Source organism: Chryseobacterium sp. R2ACT005 (assembly GCF_049949215.1).
Taxonomy (GTDB): domain Bacteria; phylum Bacteroidota; class Bacteroidia; order Flavobacteriales; family Weeksellaceae; genus Chryseobacterium.
The window spans coordinates 5,059,420-5,076,682 of sequence record NZ_CP188192.1 but is presented as its reverse complement, the minus strand read 5'-3'; the positions used below and the strand labels follow the sequence as shown (position 1 = coordinate 5,076,682).

The following is a 17,263-nucleotide window of genomic DNA, read 5'->3' as shown; positions in this document are numbered from 1 at the left end:
AATTGTACCCTATTTGAGTTCTTTTCAGATCAGATTGTATTGTACATTTAATCTTAAAAAATAAGATCATGCAAACCATTCTTACAGATTTTTATACATTAACATCCTATGAGAAAGCAGAAGACGGAAAGTTTACTGCTCACATCCATCTTAATAAAGACCACGATATTTTCAAAGGCCATTTCCCTGGAAATCCGGTGACTCCCGGTGTTTGTATGATGCAGATCATTAAAGAACTGACAGAGGAATTTACAGAATCAAAATTGTTTCTGAAAACAGCATCCAATGTAAAATTCATGGCAATTATCAATCCTTTTGAAACACCTGATCTGGTACTTCAACTGGATATTAATGAAAGTGAAGAAGATGTGAAAGTAAAAAATATAACTTCTTTTGGCGAGACTATTGCATTAAAATTGTCTGTAAGCTATAAAAAATTATCGTCATGAATCTTATCTTCTCATTCATAACAGCATTTGTTTTTTTCTTTCAGTCTGACCTTGAAACGCTGAGAAACAGCTATGCTAAAGCCAATGAATCTAGCAGTAATACACAAAACTTCATTGAAACCGCGGAAAAACAATCCGGTTCTGATGCGGTGACTGTAGGATATAAAGCCGCGGCGAAGATTATGGAAGCAAAAGTTGTCAAAAGCAACAGAAAATCGCTGGTTAAAACAGGTGCTACAAGTCTTGAAGCGGTTATCAAAAGTAACCCCAGCAATGCGGAACTTCGTCTGATCAGAATGAGTGTGCAGGAAAACATCCCTAAAATTGTTGGATACCGTGGAAGCCTGAAGGATGATAAAGCATTTCTTCTGAATAATTACAGCAAACAAAATACAGCATTAAAAAGCTACATCAAAAGGTTTGCAATGCAGTCTAAAACCATTACAGAGGCGGAAAGAGCCACTTTAAAATAAAAGAATGTCCCTTACTGAAGTACAAAATGCAATTTCTGAAAAGAAGATATGCGTTTTAATACCTACCTACAATAATGAAAAGACTCTGAACAGGGTTATTGACGGTGTTCTCAACTACACCGGAAGTATTATTGTGGTCAATGACGGTTCCACCGATTCTACCCCTCATATTCTTGCCCAATATCCTCAGATCACGATAATCTCTTTACCGGAGAACAAAGGAAAGGGGAATGCCCTTAAAACAGGTTTTAGAGCGGCAAAGAAATCAGGATATGATTATGCTATCACCATTGATTCGGACGGGCAGCATTATCCGGATGATATTCCTGTATTTGTAGAGGCCCTTCTTCAGGAAAAAGAGGAGGTTCTTCTGATTGGAAACAGAAATATGTCTCAGGATGGTATTCCCAAGAAAAGCAGCTTTGGAAACCGTTTTTCCAATTTCTGGTTTTGGTTTGAAACCGGAATTAAACTGGAAGATACACAATCCGGTTACAGGCTTTATCCTTTGCATAGAATTCCAAAGAAATATTTTACCCCTAAGTTTGAATTTGAAATTGAAATCATTGTAAGAACCGCATGGAGACATGTTCCGGTAAAGAATGTTCCAATCAAGGTTTTGTATGATCCGGCAGAACGGGTTTCACATTTCAGACCTTTCAAAGATTTTACGAGAATCAGTATTCTGAATACAATCCTGGTAACGATCACTTTATTTTATATTATTCCTAGAAATTTTCTGAATAATTTCAAAAAAAAAAGCTTTAAAAAGTTCATTCAGGAAGATGTCTTAGAAAGTGACGGAAGCAACCGTACAAAGGCCTTTTCTATTGCATTGGGAGTCTTTATAGGACTTTCACCGTTCTGGGGTTTTCAGACACTTTTAGTCATCAGTTTATCTGTACTTTTTAAACTCAATAAAGTACTTGCATTTGTGGCCTCCAATGTGAGCCTTCCGCCGTTTATTCCTTTTATTATCGCTGCTTCTCTGTTTCTGGGTGCTCCATTTGTAAGTGGTGACAGCGATATTTTAAACCAGGATTTAAACTTTGAACTGATTAAAAACAATCTGGTACAATATATCATCGGCAGTTTTATCTTAAGCACTACACTTTCTGCTATTGCAGGGATAACTTCTTTTCTGTTTCTGAATAAAGTAAGCCCGGAAAATAATTAAAAAAGCCCGGAACAAAATTCCAGGCTTATGAGAGCAATGATCTCATTGCATTTATTTCAGAATAAACTGTGTAAGATCTTTCAAAAACTGTTCATCCACCTTCCCCTTTGTTTCATAATCCTTTGGAGATGGTTTTCCAGAACCTGCAATGAATAAATGACTTAATGTTGGATAAAATTTAAAAACGGCTGTTTTATCTTTTTTCAATGTTTCTTTCCACAGGTTGAAATCTTTCTCTGTCACCTGATAATCTCTTCCTCCTTGTGCAAAGAACATGGGAGCTTTGATTTTTTTAACCTCTTTAAGCTGATTATAGTCCTTTAAATATTTCCAATACGGAGCAGACTGCCCTAAAGGAAGCTCTGTTGCTGGTGAATTTAAGTTAAATTGGGGTGAATTTAAAAATGCGACCTGTTTTTTCACCTCCTGAACAGCTTCAGCAGGTACTTTAGCTGGATCCATAGAGTGAAGATATTCGTACTGTTCTACTAATAAATCCTGTAGTGGTCTCGCATTTCCAGCCATAAAAACATACTTCGAAACTTGTGCTTTTTCTGCAATTTCAGGCATCATATAAGCTCCCTGGCTGTGTCCCAGAATGATAATCTGATATCCTTTATACTCAGGATTATTTTTAAAATAAAGAGCTGCATTTACGGCATCATTGATGGTTTCCTCTTCTACAGTAGATTTTTCATTCAATGTCTCAGGGTAAGAATAGTTTCTTTTATCATATCGGTAGGAAGCAATGCCGTTGGCTAAAAGGTATTCTGCAATATCTTTAAAGGGTTTGTTTTCTCCAATTGTTTCGTCTCTGTCATTCGCTCCGGAACCATGAACAAAAATAACCAGTTTCTTTTTATCATTCGACGGAGGAACCAGCAGTGTTCCATTCAGTTCAATACCATCGCTTTTTATTTTCAGTGTAGTCTTCTCATCCGGTTTTTCAAATGTTTTGTGAGGAACTAAAAAGAAACCCAGCATTTTATTATTCTCACCAAAAGTAAGCTGAACATCCAGTTTTGTTTTTTCAAATTCGGAATAGTAATAATAGATATTTCCTTCATTATTCACTTCCAGGATATTTTTTAATCCTCCTATCTGTCCCTGAAGCTGTTCTGTGATAGCCTTAAGCTGCTCCACGGGAATCTGTCCTGCTACTGAAGGATCAAAGTAAGAATGTGCTTTTTCTATATTTTTATCTACCAATAAGGTTTTGATAAAAGTATTTCCGATCTCTTTTCTGTCCTGAGAAAATGATAAGAGAGACCATACAGTAAGGAATAGGGTTAAAAGTTTTGTCATATTCAATTATTTATAAACAATATCAGAAAATGCTAATGGCGTCATCATGATGGTGACAAATATCGCAATAATTACCAGGGCCAACTGCGTTATATGATATATTTTTTCTCTTTCGTTTTCGTCAATTTCAAAAGTAAATTTTATCTTATCCGGCCTTCTGATAATCAACCAGATAAAAAGCAGAATAACTAAATTCATAATTACAGGCATTATCAGAAATATTTTATTTCCGTAATTGTCATTCATATTTCCATATCCATGAATGGTTATGATTTCAGGTATTGAGCTGTAAACCGTACACAAATAAACAGAATAACCAATAATGATGACAAAGGGAATGCAAAACAGCAGCTTTATATATTTAGGGATCATTTCAGTTTCTTTAAAGTTTTCTTCAGGTATTTTTCTACATTTTTTCTGTCTGGAACAGTCGTAATCTCTTTCGTCAAAGCTTTTTCAAATTCAATTTTTGCCTTTGAGTATTCTTTTTTGTTAAAATAATATTTTCCTGATTGATAGTAGACCAGCCAAAAATCCGGATTCATAGATTGATAAGAAGAGATAACATCATCTGTTAACAGTGTATTTTTATCGTCGGCAGCCTCATTTATTTCTTTACCGTACATTTTAGACAATTCATAGTTTTGGAATTCTTCAGAATCTGCGAAGGGATCATGTGGAATATTCAGACTTGATTTTGAAAAGTCATCAGGCTGCAATCCTTTTTCTGAAAAGATTTCGTTCAGATCATAACATACAAATTCTCCAAGCTGATAAGGATTTGAAGACACCCAGACCAGTTTTTTCTGAGGTGAAAATATAACGGCATGATGTGCCAAAAGCTGATTGAGTGCTTTTTCATTACCATAGCCTATGTTTTCATCTTTTAAACCGGATCTATTTCTTAAAATGGAAGCCATCTTTTCCGGGGTCATCTTTTTTTCTTCCTGTAAAAGCTCCTGAAGTCTTTCATAACGGTATTCAGAATGGCTTTCTTCAATATGTTTCTGATTTCTTTTATCATCTTTATAGGTGTCAGACTGGAAATGATTGGTGCAAAGAACCCTGCTGGTATTTTGTACTCTGTACACTCCGAAATTTTTAGGTGAAACTTCAATGATGACTGCATTTTTATCCGCAGCACTTCCCACAAGAATGGATTCTGAAACAAAAACTTTCCTTTTTTTAGCAATGGCAATCGCTTCCTCAATATTTTTAGCATATTGCAGAATTTCTCTTGTAACAAGGGAAATAGGCGTTTTTGCTGTTAAAGGAATTTTTGATTTTCCAGCGTTAATAGTTACTGTAATTCCTTCTTTATTCATCCCGGATACCACACCAATCATTCCCGGCCAGCTTACTGACATGTACGGGATTCCTTCTTCCGGCTGAACAAATTCTACCAACTTATTTTTTGCAAAATCATCTCCTACATAAAAATCGAAATTTCTTCCGATCAGCAGATCACCGTCTTCTGTATTTTCATTCCAAACCGCAAGAGAAGTACAGCCTACCATAGCGAGATCCTGCATTGCATGCCCAATATCATGAGCTCCATGCAGGTAAAGATTTCTTAAATATTTTGAAGCAATAAAATTATACTGATCAGATGAATATTGTGATAAACCATACAATTCTGCCTGATAATCTTCTCTTACATTGAGATACATTTTTCTGTTGTACCATTTTAAAAATCCTCTTAACAGCCTCTGCTTAAATTTTGACGGTACAAATCCCTCTACTTTTGAAAAGAAAATTCCTTCCTGTTTCTGCATTAAACTTTGAGTCAATGCTCCATTATTATATCCCAGCTGCAAAGGATTTCCTTTGATATAAAGTTCCCAGAGCTGCTGCTTATTTTTCGTAAGGTAATTTTGGTTATAGCTGAAAGTACTGTCGTTGATACGTGCTACTTTTGGAACTTCCAAAGAATATTGTTTTACATCAGGAATATGATGGATAGATTTTGATATTCCGCAGGAAGTGAGGAAAAAACAAAAAGTAAGGTAAAGAAGAGCTCTTTTATAGGGTGAATATATGGTATTCGTTTTTTTCACTTTAGTTTTTATTAATCATTTGTGTCAACCGCTTATCTATCATTTCTTTTCCTAAGATTTCCGCACACGTATTAAAAGCACCAATGGTAACACCTAAAATCCCGTGCATATTAACAGATTGTCCGGTAAGAAACAGATTGTCGATTTTGGTACGGGGAGAAACCATTGTTTTAAGAGGGTTCTCTGAGCTTTTCATGTATCCATACATATTTCCTTCAAAATTCCCGATATAGTCCCGGTAAGACAAGGGAGAAGAAGTATATATTGTTTTGATAGCATGCCTTAGATTAGGAATTTTCTTCTCCAGAGCATCAAGCATCTTTTCTGTTTTTTCAAGTTTAAATCTTTCATACGCTTCTCCTCTTTCATGTTCATCCGCAACCGTGTTGAATGTATTTTCCCATTCTCTAACCTCATCAAAATCCATATAGGAAATTACGGTAAGACTTTCTGCAAATTCAGGGTAATGTTTTGAGGGTGTAGATGAAAGCATATAGGTTTCCGGCCATAATTCTTTCTGGTAGCGGAATGCATTCCAGACCTGCTCTTCTGATGAATAATGATATCTGTTGTAATTGAAATTTGGAAGACTATGGGGCCTTAAAACCATATAAATACTAAAGCATGATGAAACCGGCTTCCAGCTCAAAACCCTGTTCAGAAAGGATTTCTTAAGTCTTTCCTCTCCGATTAGTTTAATAGTGGAACGAATCTCTATATTTGAAATAAACTGTTTTGCTGAATATTCTTTTCCTTCTTTCGTTTTTACGGATACCAGTACATTATTTTCATTAAAAACAAAGTCCGAAACTTCTGAATGCTTGTGTATTTCCGCTCCATATTCCCGAAGTTTTCTGATCAGAAGTTTAGAGATCTGGCTGCCTCCTTTTACACATTTGTAGGCGCTTTGGATATAAGAATTTACCGTTAAAGCATGTACATAGAAAGGTATATCTTCAGAATCTCCGGCATATAAAAAATTGGAACCCAGTAAAACAGCTTGAAGCCTTTTGTTCTGGGTAACGGATTCAATAAATCTTTTGGTATTAAGATGCAGTATTTCCTCGTTGTAGTTGTCTTTTCCTACCACATGATATCTTGGAAACTGGCTGCAGACATACTGAATCTCTTCACAGTAGTTTTCAAGGTTTACTTTCTCTTCAGGAAAATACTTAGAAAGCTGCTCAACGAAATTCTGATAGCCCTGTGCATGTGGATATTCTATTTCATCTTCTCCAAAACTGATCCTGTCATAGCCATCTTCATCCATCAGCTGAAGCTCCAGATCATCCATAATTTCCAGATAGGAAAAGAAAAGGTTCAGATTCTGCCCCTTGGACAGCCCTCCGAGATAATGGACACCTGTATCAAAAATCAGTTTGTCCCGTGAAAAAGTCTGCAGATTTCCTCCGTATTGATTATTTTTCTCAAGAACACACACTTTCATACCTTCTTTCGCCAAAATAAGAGCCGAAACAAGACCTCCCAATCCGCTGCCGATTACAAGTATGTCATATGCTTTCTTCAAAAGAGAACGTGCTTTTAATAATTAAGAAATAGGGAATTTAAGATATTTAAAGATTACTTTGGTACAGTAAACAAAGAAATTTTATTTGGAAAATACTATTTAATGATCTTAATTCTCAGTAAATCTTAATGGTTTTTAGTTTTTCGTTTGTTTTTACAGGATAAAAATAGAAAAATTAATCAACATCATCCCAAAAATCAAAATAATTAAACCATTGAAGAGGATATTTTTTCACCATGGTTTCAAGATTCTGAACATAAGACTGCAAAAGCCCTTGTGAATCTCGGTTTTTGATATTCTGGGCCACTCTTGCATACAGATGATAATGAAGATTATTTTCTTTCATTACATAGACATAGATCACAGGAACTCCTAATCTTGAGGCGATCATAAAAGGACCCGCCGGAAACTTTGCGCTCTTTCCCAACAATTCTGCCTCCAGATATTTGGATCCTTCAAAATAACGGTCTCCGGTGAAGCAGATCAGCTCATTTTCGGATAGAGCTTTATTGATCTCAAAGATATGCGACATATCTTCTTTTACATAGATGAACTTGATATTACTTTCTTTTACGGCAACGCTCTCCAGATATTCTTTAATCACGGTAACTTCCTGATCTGTGGTCACGAGATTGATCTGGCAGTCGAAGTCGATATCTGCAAAAAAATGCTCTGCAATTTCAAAATTACCGATATGGGCACTGATCAGCACTCCTCCTTTTTTAGCAGCTAAAAGATCTCTGAGATTTTCAATACCGTCAAACTCATAAGTGTATTTGCCTCTGAGCCCGGCAGAAATTGCCGTTTTATCAATCAGAACTTTTCCGAAGGTAAAATAACTTTTAAATATAAAGGCTTTGGATTTCCAGTATCCATAGTTCAGTCTTTTCTGAAAGTAATACCGTATATATTGATTACTCTTCTTCTGAAACAGTGAATAATAGGCTGCTACAAAGTAAAGCACCCCATATGAACTTCTGATTCCGATATTTCTAATACACCAGACGAATATTCTGTATCCGAGTACTGTTCCTTTAGATTTACCTTTCCACTTGTTCATATATAGAATTTAATATAACAGAGAACCAATGTAATAATACCTTTTTTAAAAGTAACCGTTACCGGATCACCTTGATATTATTACATTGGCCCATTTTATAGAATAAAGATTTACTGAATAACTAAGCGTTTTTTTCAGCAATCTTACTTTCAATCGTTGTATAGAAATCATCAAATGTTACCATTTTTTTGAAATCAGCTTCTCCTAATTTCACGCCGAAATTGGATTCGATCACGACTACCATGTCGATATAATCCAGGCTGTCTAAGCCCAGTGTATTTTTAAGGTTGGCATCATTACTGATTTCGTCTCCGTCTACCTCGAATTCGTTTACCAGAAAATCATTAACGATGGCAACAATTTTTTCCCTTTCCATGTTTTTAATCAAATTTTTTTACTATTAGTGCAGAATTGGTTCCCCCAAACCCAAAAGAATTCGACAAAAATACATCAATTTTTTGATTTTTTGTTTTTGCGACCAAATTTATCTTTTGTGCTTCATTATCAGGATTTTCCAGATTAATATTGGGAGCTACAAAATCGTTCTGCATCATCAGAATAGAGTAGATCACTTCACTTGCACCCGCCATCCAGCACTCATGTCCGGTCATAGATTTTGTAGAACTTACAGGAACTTCACTACCGAAAATCTCATAGATTGCTTTTGCCTCGTTGGCATCACCAATGGGAGTAGAAGTCGCATGAGCATTGATATAATCGATGTCTGAAGCTTTTAATCCTGACTGTTTTAATGCTCTGTCCATGGCCAAAGCAGGTCCGTCTACATTGGGTGTTGAAATATGACCTCCGTTTGAAGAAAAACCGTATCCGATAATTTCTGCAATGATTGGAACACCTCTTCTTTGGGCAGATTCTAAGCTTTCAACAATCAGGCTGGCAGCACCTCCGCTTGGAATCAATCCGTCTCTTTCTGCATCGAAAGGTCTGGATGCTTTTGTGGGTTCATCTTCTCTGGCTGAGAAAACTCCCAGTCCGTCAAAGCTCGCCATAGAATATTTGTTGGTTTCCTGAGCACCGCCACAGATAATCATGTCCTGAAAACCATTTTTGATCATCATATAAGCCAGTCCCAATGAATGGGATCCACTTGCGCAGGCTGCACTGATGGTAAGATTAATTCCTTTCAGTTTAAAAATAGTTGAAAGGTTCATTGTCACTGTTGAATTCATTGATTTGAAGATCGCTCCCGACCCCATCAATGTAGTATCTTTCTTTTCCCTGGCAATATCAATAGATTCTACGACTGCCTGGGAAACACTGTCGTTTCCATATAAAATTCCCACTTCATGAGAATTCAGGAACTCTTCATCCAGATTCGCCTGCTTCAATGCATCCATAGTAGCCAGATACGCATATTCGCTTTCTTCTCCCATACTGATACGCTGGCGTCTGTTTAAGAGGTTTTTCAGATCGGGTTTTGGAACAACTCCTGTAAGGCCAGACCTGAAACCAAATTCTTTTCTATCCGGATCTAAAACAATACCGGATTTTCCTTGATATAGGGATTCCCTGACCTCTTCTAAAGACGTCCCGATGCAGGAATAAATTCCCATTCCGGTAATTACAACCCTATTTTCCATGTTATGAATAAATTCCTCCGTTAATATTAATCACTTCTCCTGTAATGTAAGAAGATTTTTTAGATGCTAAAAATGCGACAAGATCCGCCACTTCTTCCGCTTCTCCAAATCTGTTGGCAGGAATCATTGCTTTCAGTTCCTCTTCATTAAAGTCCTGGGTCATATCTGTTTTGATGAAACCCGGAGCAACAGCATTTACGGTAACATTTCTTTTGGCAACTTCCTGAGCAAGAGCTTTTGTAGCACCTATCACAGCTCCTTTTGCTGCAGAGTAATTCGTTTGACCGGCTGTTCCTTTTACACCGGATACCGAAACCATATTGATGATTCTTCCGTATTTGTTACGAAGCAGCTTTTGGATAAAGAAATTAGTTACATTGAAAAATCCATCCAGACTTGTATTGATCACGCTATTCCAGTCTTCTTTCTGCATCCACATAAAAAGGCCATCTCTTGTGATTCCGGCATTATTGACAATAACTTCTACCACTGAATCAGGGTTTCTATCCTGCCATTCTGTTAAAACAGCTTGTGTTTCTTCAGTATTTCCTACATCAAATTTAAGGATTTCTCCGGTAGCACCCAATTCTTCAACTTTAGCCAATGTTTCTTTTGCTGCCACTTCGTTTGAAGCGTAGTTGATAAGGATATGATAGTTTTTCTCTTCAGCCAGTTTTATACAGATTGCTTTCCCGATTCCTCTGGAGCCTCCTGTTACAATTGCACATTTCATGCGTTAGTGTTTATATCGTTTTTAGTTTTTTTAAGTTGAGTGATACGTCTTTCTTTGAAGACAATCCAGAACAGCAAATAGTTACATTCCTTTCAGATATCTCTTTACTTCCTCCAGATACGGATACATTACCATATCATCTGAGAAAGCAGGAATTATTTTTCTGATTTCATCATACAGCTCTTTTGTAGAGGATGAAACTTTATCCTGAAACCCAAGATATTCAACAGCCTGAATAATCGTAATCGCTTCGATTGCTAATACTTCAAAGGCATTTTCAATCACTTTTCTGCAGATCACAGCAGCGTTTGTTCCCATGCTAACGATATCCTGATTATCATTATTGTTTGGAATACTGTGAACATACATAGAATTCGACAGCATCTGGCTCTCCGCCGTTGTAGAAGTTGCCGTAAACTGTACACCCTGCATCCCGAAATTGAAACCTAATTTACCTAAATTTACAAAAGGAGGCAAAATTTCATTGATTTTAGCATTCAGAAGATAGTTCAACTGTCTTTCAGCAAGCATGGTCAGTTTGGTTACCACAATCTTAAGTTTGTCCATTTCCAGAGAGATGTAGTCTCCATGGAAGTTTCCTCCGTGGTAAACATGTTGGTCTTCAACGTTAATGATTGGGTTATCATTGGCAGAATTAATCTCGTTCTCAAGCACCTTTTCTGTATATTCCAACGTATCCAATACCGGACCTAAAATCTGAGGAACACATCTTAAAGAATAATATTCCTGAACTTTTTCCTTGAATACTTTCTCCTGTTCCTCGAAATGAGTATAAAGATGATCTTCTCTTTTTCTGATCAGTTTACTGTCTGCCAGGTGAGCACGCATTCTTTCTGCTACTTTCTGTTGACCGTAATGTTTTTTGGTTCCGTTCAAAGCTTCTGATAAATGATCATCATAAGCCTGAACAATTTCGTTAATCGCACAAGAAAGTCTAAGAGAGATATCTGTAAGCTGATTCGCTTTATAGGCATTCACAATACCGATTCCTGACATTACAGAAGTTCCGTTCATCAAAGCAAGACCTTCACGGATCTCTACTTTTATCGGTTCCAATCCTTCAGTTTCAAAAACCTGTTTTGTAGATTTTCTTTCTCCTTTATAAAAGACTTCTCCTTCTCCTATCAGTACCAAAGCCAGGTGAGCCAGCTGAACAAGGTCGCCGCTTGCTCCTACTCCTCCATGTTCAAATATCAATGGGGTAATATCTCTGTTGATCAGCTCCTGAAGAAGATAGATCACAGACTGATGTACTCCTGAATTCCCTAATGATAAAGTATTCAGTCTTGCCAGCATACATGCCTTCACCTCATCTGTAGGCAAAGGGTTTCCAATTCCTGAAGAATGGCTTCTTATAAGGTTATACTGAAGCTGGTGTGTATCTTCATCACTGATTTTAAACTGAGCCATCGGCCCAAAACCGGTGTTTACACCATATATTACTTTATTTTTTGAAAACTCCTTTAAAAACTGAAAACTCTTATCCACTCTTGATAAAAGTGATTCATCCAGTTCTATTTTTTCATTCTCAATGATAATTTTTTGAAAGTCTTTCAGTTCTAAAAAGTTATTTATTTTCATCAATTAAAAGTAATAGTTGATAATTTTGTAAAATATTAATTATTTGTCACTAATTTTGCGGCAAAGATAAAAGTTATTATTAAAATAAAAAATCAAAGATGAGCAAAGAATTTGTTGACGTTCTTGTAATCGGAGCCGGACCCTCCGGATGCGTGTCTTCTTCCTACTTAAAGAAGAATAATGTCAACGTAAAAGTAGTCGAAAAGACAAAGTTTCCAAGACTGGTTGTCGGAGAAAGCTTAATTCCAAGGGTAATGGACCACTTTGAAGAGGCCGGACTTTTCCCTGCATTAGACAAGATGGGCTTTGAAAAAAAGCTTGGAGCACGTTTTCTTCGCGGCGATGAAGTCTGCATTTTTGATTTCAGCAACAAATTCGGGGAAGGCTGGGACTGGACCTGGCAGGTTCCGAGAGCTGATTTTGATAATACTCTTGCTCAGGAAGTCATTAATAAAGGAATTGATCTTGAATTTGAAACTGAAGTTATTGATATACAATTTGACGGAACAGATTCTGTAACGACGGTAAGAACTAAAGATGGTGAAACGAAAGAAATCCATGCTAAGTTTGTTATTGATTCCAGCGGCTACGGAAGAGTACTGCCCCGTCTGCTTGATTTAGAAAAACCTTCAAAACTGTCTCCTCACTCTGCCATTTTCTCTCATGTAGACGATATCAACAGAGAACCGGGAGAGGAAGGAACTTTGATTTCTTTTGATATTATTGAAACAGAAGTATGGCTTTGGGTAATTCCCTTTTCCAACAGAAATACAAGTTTAGGAATTGTAGGCCCAACGGAATATATCGACAAATTATCTGAGAACGGAGATACAACAGAGGCTTTAAGAAAAGCTATTTCTCTTTCTGATTATTATGTAAAACGTTTTGGGAATGTAGATTTTCTTTTTGAGCCAAAACATCTGAAAGATTATTCCTGTTCGGTAAAAAGTTTATTCGGAGACGGATTTGCTTTAACCGGGAATGCTTCGGAATTCCTTGATCCGGTATTCTCTTCAGGAATGGCTTTTGCTACAGAATCCGGAATGCTGGCCGCCAAACTGGCTTTAAGACAATTAAATGGAGAAAAAATCAACTGGCAGACGGAATACACTGATTATATTTTATATGGTGTGGATGTTTTCACCACCTATGTAAAAGAATGGTATACCGGAAATCTTCAGGAGCTCTTCTTCCACCAACCGGAAAATCCGGATGTCAAGAAAAAAATCTGTGCTGTTTTAGCAGGGTATGTGTGGAATAAAGACAACCCTTTTGTGAGAAAGCACGATACAGTTATTAAAAATCTTGCGAACCTGATCAAATTAGAAAAACAGGAACAGCAAAACCAAGCATAAAAAACGGTCTGAAAATTCAGACCGTTTTTTATTGTTTTATTTTAAAGCACTTTTAATCGCTTTCCCTAATTCTTTTCCTGTTTTTTCATATGCTGCAGATATTCTTCCATATTCCATATGATAGCTAACTTTACTTCCTACCCCTTCAATCTTATCACCTTGGACTTTAGTTAACACTTTAGATGGATTTTCAGTTTCAACAAATATCAGTTCTGAGGATAATTTAGCAGGTTGCATTACAAATCCTGTCCACCCGGCATAAATCCATTTTGTATCTAGGATTAATGTGTACTTTGCTGCAGCACCTTTACTGAATTTTATTTTTTTCGCTTTACCGTTTACTCCTTCAATAAATTTATCTAAAAAAACAGATTCTTTATGCTTTTGCCACTCTTCATCCCATTCTTTCCAGGATTCCTCTCCTTTCTTAGCTAACGTCTCTGTCTTTCTTCTTTCAAGATATTGGGCTTCAGTATAATTATCTGCCTGAAAAAGGGGATTTTCAAATTTAAACTGAACATTTACCTCAGTCTGATCTTTCAGAAAGTCAAAATTCCCGGATTCAATATTAATCTGATTTTGTCCAAATGTTACTACACCAATTACTACAAAGAGTAACAATAATAATTTTTTCATGTTTTTTTTATTAGCTTTATATATTCAAGGGCGCAAAGATATTATAAAAAAGAAATCTTCCACTCTTATATTTAATTTTATCTTAAATCAATAAAAGTGACTGGTTTCCTGCTGTTTGGATTAAAAACTGTTTTAGATAAGATATCAAAGTCAATGATTTCAATTTTCGGACTTACTCTCAATTTTGCACGGAAGTGATCTCTGACTTCATTGACAAAACTATCGTGTTCTTCTTCAGTACTTAGTTTGATAATAATTTCATCAAGCCCGATTTCGTTAGCCTGAATGACGATCTGGTAGCATAAGATAGTATTAAAATCATTCAAAATATCGTTCATTGCCGGCGGATACAAAGTTGTTCCTTTGTATTTGATCATTTGTTGTTTCCTGCCTACCACAGGCCCTAATCTCATTGTACTTCTTCCACACTGGCATGGCTCATAGTGTGCTTTTACAATATCTCCGGTTTTAAATCTTAACAAAGGAATAGCTTCTACCCCTAAAGTGGTGATGGTAAGCTCGCCACTTTCTCCTTCTTTTACAGGGTTTGCGTTATCATCCAGAATTTCTGTAATGATCAGTTCCGGGTGGTGATGCCCTCCAATCTGAAATTCGCACTCTGTAAAAGCGGTACTCATTTCTGTAGAGGCATAGGTTGAAAAAAGTTTTATATTCCACTTTTCCTTGATTTTCTGAGAAAGGATATTATCTGTAAAATCCTGGTTTTTGATACTTTCTCCGATACATACAGCTCCATAGACACTGGAATTTTTATAATCCAATCCATGTTTCTCGGCATAGTCAATCATTTTCAAAAGGAAAGAAGGAACGGTAATCAGATATTTAGGTTTGTATCTGAAAATGGAATCCCATTGCAGTTCAGGAATTCCAGGTCCCATTCTCACTACGCTTGCTCCCATTTTTCTTAACCCCAGAAAATAAGCAAGTCCCGCCATAAACCTTTTGTCTATGGTGGTAATCATCTGAACAACATCCCCTTTTTGAATTCCGGCACAGGCAAAAGAGATCGCTTCGTTATAAGCCAGTCTTTCGAGATCATTATCCGAAAGCCCGAAAGTAACTGGATCTCCCAACGTTCCGGAAGTGGTGCTGTAATCCACAATCTTATCCGGTGTTATGCAGAAAAAATCATGGTTGTACTGCTGCAGATCATTCTTCGTCGTTGTAGGGATTTTATGAAGATCCTCCAAAGTACGGATATCAGCAATATGGATATTATTTTCTCTGAACAGTTTTTGATAAAAAGGTGAATGAGCTTCCAGATACCCCAAAAGTTCATGAAGTTTTTCTTCCTGAAATAGTTTGATTTCCTGAGTCCCTGCTTTCTCGATTGACGGATGAAATTCCAATGATTTTAATTTTTAAAGAGCAAATTTATTTAATTAAAATTAAAAGATTTAAAGATTCAAGTATTAAAAGATTATTTATCTCTGGAAAGTAAAGGATTGTATGTTTGTATTTCCAGCGGTATTTACTGTTGTAACTTTTAAAGTATGAGAACCTGATCCTCTCAGGCACTTGTCATCAAAGGTGTAGATAAAATTATCTTTTACACGGGCAAAGCGAAGCCACTTCCCATCCAGTTCGGCCCGGAATGAAACAATATCTCCCACTTTTGTTGTTCCTTTTAACAATAAAGAACTGTTATTAACCAGTGTTCCTTCACTCCAGCCTGATGAAACAGATGGCTGATTATTGTCTATTAATAATTTTGCGATACCCAATCTATTGAATTTACCTTCTGCCCAGTCATTATTCCATTGTACCTTGACGACATCTTTGTCACTGCCATAATCAAGGAGAATAACGGCTTTATCTTTTTCTGTATTGGTTAATTTTCTATTCGGTTTTATTTTCAAAGTATATTCATCATGAACCGGGATATATGGACTATGCAAAACAATACTATTTGAAACCGCATTGGGATCGCTATCCGGTTTTTCATAGGCATTGAAATTTACTGCATCATATACTGTATTTTTGCTGAAATTAATTTCAGTATTTTCGGTAGAAATTGTTTTTCTTTCATTAGGCATTAGCGTTTTTCCTGTAGAAGATACTTTGTCCGAAGTTTTATTGAACTGAAGTTTTGTTGTTAACCGGCTTGTATTTCCTTTTGTATCTTTCAGGATAATTTCAATCGTATGAACCTCTTCATCCGGGAGATTGATAATCCCTGCCAGATTGGGAAGACTATAATTCTGAAGTTTCATCCCCGGTAAAACTGACAAATGCTGAATTCCCATTTTATCCCTGATGAATTTAGTATAATCTATACAGCCGTTGATATAGCGGGTCTCGTCATAATGTACTTTATCAATTTTAAAACTATAAATCAACTTGCCATCCATCAATAATTCTGCGTTATAAATCCCCAGATTAAACCCTTGATTGGCTTTATCTACGGCTTTAATGGCAAAACTTATTTCCGGTGAATTAACCTGAACGAGATGAGAAGTATAAACATTTCCAGCTTTTTTTACTGCAATTCCGTTCGCGCCAGGTTCGTAGGTACTGAAACGTCGGTCATACCAATACAGTCCGCTGATAATGGGTGCTACAGTATCTGGAATAGCAAAACCGAAAAGCAAGGGATTAAAACATTCTTCTGTTTTGGTATCTCTTATTTCAAAATGTAAATGCGGACCAGCAGAGCCTCCGGTATTTCCACTTAGTGCAATTTGCTGTCCTTTTTCCACCGGAAACTGTCCAGGCTGGAACGTGATATCCTGTTCCCACTTTTCGTCTTTATATTGTCTTTCCTTTACATATTCATCAAGCTTATTGAAGTATTTGTTCAAATGGGCATACACAGTAGTATAGCCATTGGGATGAGTAATGTACACTGCATTTCCAAAACCGTACCGTTCCACTTTTATTCTGCTCACATATCCTTCTGCTGCGGCAACAACCGGCAAATTTTCCTGACTGTTCGTTCTTAAATCAAGTCCCATATGAAAGTGGTTTGTCCTTACAGCACCAAAATTGGCAGCCAGCTGCATGGGAATATTCAAAGGATTCCGGAAATAATTCTGAGGGTAATTATTTTGAGCCTGTACAATGCTCGTGTTGATAAAACAAACAAAAAGCATCAGTTGATAAAAGGTTTTCATACAGCATTTGGGTTTAGAGCTATTTAAATATACGAATTTCCAATCATCATGTCCTTATTTTTGAATTGATATAAGTATTTCTTAACCACAGATTACACGGATTTTCACAGATGTTTATGTTTTTAGATGTAGGCAACTTTTTAGTTTCGGCTA

The 17,263-nt window shown here is 36.5% G+C and carries 16 protein-coding genes; 4 read left to right on the top strand and 12 right to left on the bottom strand.

Annotation, left to right across the window (positions count from 1 at the left end; all coding sequences use genetic code 11):
* The first annotated feature begins 68 nt into the window (after positions 1-68).
* Genes ACPF63_RS23300 through ACPF63_RS23290 form a run of 3 tightly spaced genes read left to right on the top strand, consistent with a single transcriptional unit; the run spans position 69 to position 2,099 of the window.
* The gene (locus ACPF63_RS23300; RefSeq protein ID WP_426481483.1) at positions 69-449 is read left to right on the top strand and encodes a 3-hydroxyacyl-ACP dehydratase; all 381 of its coding nucleotides are present in this window, start codon (positions 69-71) and stop codon (positions 447-449) included.
* Positions 446-922, top strand: a complete 477-nt coding sequence (locus tag ACPF63_RS23295; protein ID WP_426481482.1) for a hypothetical protein — start codon at positions 446-448, stop codon at positions 920-922. The genes ACPF63_RS23300 and ACPF63_RS23295 overlap by 4 nt, the downstream gene beginning before the upstream one ends.
* 4 nt (positions 923-926) lie before the next feature.
* Positions 927-2,099 (top strand): DUF2062 domain-containing protein, encoded by a 1,173-nt coding sequence (locus ACPF63_RS23290; protein WP_426481481.1) that lies wholly within the window; start codon positions 927-929, stop codon positions 2,097-2,099.
* A 51-nt stretch (positions 2,100-2,150) separates the two neighbouring features.
* Here ACPF63_RS23290 and ACPF63_RS23285 read toward each other — a convergent pair whose 3' ends face one another.
* The 9 genes from ACPF63_RS23285 to ACPF63_RS23245 form a co-directional block, all read right to left on the bottom strand.
* Entirely contained in the window at positions 2,151-3,404 is a 1,254-nt protein-coding gene (locus tag ACPF63_RS23285; RefSeq protein ID WP_426481480.1) for an alpha/beta hydrolase, read from the bottom strand.
* A 6-nt stretch (positions 3,405-3,410) separates the two neighbouring features.
* Positions 3,411-3,776: a hypothetical protein gene (locus ACPF63_RS23280; protein ID WP_426481479.1), complete on the bottom strand. Its 366-nt coding sequence runs from the start codon at positions 3,774-3,776 to the stop codon at positions 3,411-3,413.
* A complete protein-coding gene (locus ACPF63_RS23275; RefSeq protein WP_426481478.1) occupies positions 3,773-5,461 on the bottom strand; it encodes a C45 family autoproteolytic acyltransferase/hydolase in 1,689 nt (562 codons plus the stop codon). The genes ACPF63_RS23280 and ACPF63_RS23275 overlap by 4 nt, the downstream gene beginning before the upstream one ends.
* 1 nt (position 5,462) lies before the next feature.
* Positions 5,463-6,989 (bottom strand): phytoene desaturase family protein, encoded by a 1,527-nt coding sequence (locus ACPF63_RS23270; RefSeq protein WP_426481477.1) that lies wholly within the window; start codon positions 6,987-6,989, stop codon positions 5,463-5,465.
* 175 nt (positions 6,990-7,164) lie between these two features.
* Complete coding sequence (locus ACPF63_RS23265) at positions 7,165-8,049, bottom strand: lipid A biosynthesis acyltransferase (RefSeq protein ID WP_077419533.1); 885 nt, start codon at positions 8,047-8,049, stop codon at positions 7,165-7,167.
* A 121-nt stretch (positions 8,050-8,170) separates the two neighbouring features.
* Complete coding sequence (locus tag ACPF63_RS23260; protein WP_426481476.1) at positions 8,171-8,425, bottom strand: acyl carrier protein; 255 nt, start codon at positions 8,423-8,425, stop codon at positions 8,171-8,173.
* 4 nt (positions 8,426-8,429) lie between these two features.
* On the bottom strand, positions 8,430-9,650 hold the full coding sequence (locus tag ACPF63_RS23255) for a beta-ketoacyl-[acyl-carrier-protein] synthase family protein (RefSeq protein ID WP_077419532.1): 1,221 nt from the start codon (positions 9,648-9,650) through the stop codon (positions 8,430-8,432).
* A 1-nt stretch (position 9,651) separates the two neighbouring features.
* Positions 9,652-10,383, bottom strand: a complete 732-nt coding sequence (fabG, locus tag ACPF63_RS23250) for a 3-oxoacyl-ACP reductase FabG (RefSeq protein WP_077419531.1) — start codon at positions 10,381-10,383, stop codon at positions 9,652-9,654.
* Positions 10,384-10,464: 81 nt separating this feature from the next.
* Positions 10,465-11,985 (bottom strand): HAL/PAL/TAL family ammonia-lyase, encoded by a 1,521-nt coding sequence (locus ACPF63_RS23245; RefSeq protein WP_426481475.1) that lies wholly within the window; start codon positions 11,983-11,985, stop codon positions 10,465-10,467.
* Positions 11,986-12,083: 98 nt separating this feature from the next.
* On the opposite strand from ACPF63_RS23245, the gene ACPF63_RS23240 reads away from it, so the two are divergent.
* Positions 12,084-13,340, top strand: a complete 1,257-nt coding sequence (locus ACPF63_RS23240; protein ID WP_426481474.1) for an NAD(P)/FAD-dependent oxidoreductase — start codon at positions 12,084-12,086, stop codon at positions 13,338-13,340.
* 36 nt (positions 13,341-13,376) lie between these two features.
* Here ACPF63_RS23240 and ACPF63_RS23235 read toward each other — a convergent pair whose 3' ends face one another.
* From ACPF63_RS23235 to ACPF63_RS23225, 3 genes are all read right to left on the bottom strand, one after another.
* Positions 13,377-13,976, bottom strand: coding sequence for a hypothetical protein (locus ACPF63_RS23235; protein WP_426481473.1), 600 nt, complete (start codon positions 13,974-13,976; stop codon positions 13,377-13,379).
* A gap of 77 nt (positions 13,977-14,053) precedes the next feature.
* A complete protein-coding gene (locus ACPF63_RS23230) occupies positions 14,054-15,346 on the bottom strand; it encodes a phenylacetate--CoA ligase family protein (RefSeq protein WP_426481472.1) in 1,293 nt (430 codons plus the stop codon).
* Positions 15,347-15,421: 75 nt separating this feature from the next.
* Positions 15,422-17,110, bottom strand: a complete 1,689-nt coding sequence (locus tag ACPF63_RS23225) for a M23 family metallopeptidase (protein ID WP_426481471.1) — start codon at positions 17,108-17,110, stop codon at positions 15,422-15,424.
* Positions 17,111-17,263 lie beyond the last annotated feature (153 nt).

Excerpts from the sequence above, each read along its gene's own strand:
- ACPF63_RS23300 (WP_426481483.1), top strand. The coding sequence starts at position 69 with ATGCAAACCATTCTTACAGATTTTTATACATTAACATCCTATGAGAAA.
- ACPF63_RS23295 (WP_426481482.1), top strand. The coding sequence starts at position 446 with ATGAATCTTATCTTCTCATTCATAACAGCATTTGTTTTTTTCTTTCAG.
- ACPF63_RS23290 (WP_426481481.1), top strand. The coding sequence starts at position 927 with ATGTCCCTTACTGAAGTACAAAATGCAATTTCTGAAAAGAAGATATGC.
- ACPF63_RS23285 (WP_426481480.1), bottom strand. The coding sequence starts at position 3,404 with ATGACAAAACTTTTAACCCTATTCCTTACTGTATGGTCTCTCTTATCA.
- ACPF63_RS23280 (WP_426481479.1), bottom strand. The coding sequence starts at position 3,776 with ATGATCCCTAAATATATAAAGCTGCTGTTTTGCATTCCCTTTGTCATC.
- ACPF63_RS23265 (WP_077419533.1), bottom strand. The coding sequence starts at position 8,049 with ATGAACAAGTGGAAAGGTAAATCTAAAGGAACAGTACTCGGATACAGA.
- ACPF63_RS23260 (WP_426481476.1), bottom strand. The coding sequence starts at position 8,425 with ATGGAAAGGGAAAAAATTGTTGCCATCGTTAATGATTTTCTGGTAAAC.
- ACPF63_RS23255 (WP_077419532.1), bottom strand. The coding sequence starts at position 9,650 with ATGGAAAATAGGGTTGTAATTACCGGAATGGGAATTTATTCCTGCATC.
- fabG (WP_077419531.1), bottom strand. The coding sequence starts at position 10,383 with ATGAAATGTGCAATTGTAACAGGAGGCTCCAGAGGAATCGGGAAAGCA.
- ACPF63_RS23245 (WP_426481475.1), bottom strand. The coding sequence starts at position 11,985 with ATGAAAATAAATAACTTTTTAGAACTGAAAGACTTTCAAAAAATTATC.
- ACPF63_RS23240 (WP_426481474.1), top strand. The coding sequence starts at position 12,084 with ATGAGCAAAGAATTTGTTGACGTTCTTGTAATCGGAGCCGGACCCTCC.
- ACPF63_RS23235 (WP_426481473.1), bottom strand. The coding sequence starts at position 13,976 with ATGAAAAAATTATTATTGTTACTCTTTGTAGTAATTGGTGTAGTAACA.
- ACPF63_RS23225 (WP_426481471.1), bottom strand. The coding sequence starts at position 17,110 with ATGAAAACCTTTTATCAACTGATGCTTTTTGTTTGTTTTATCAACACG.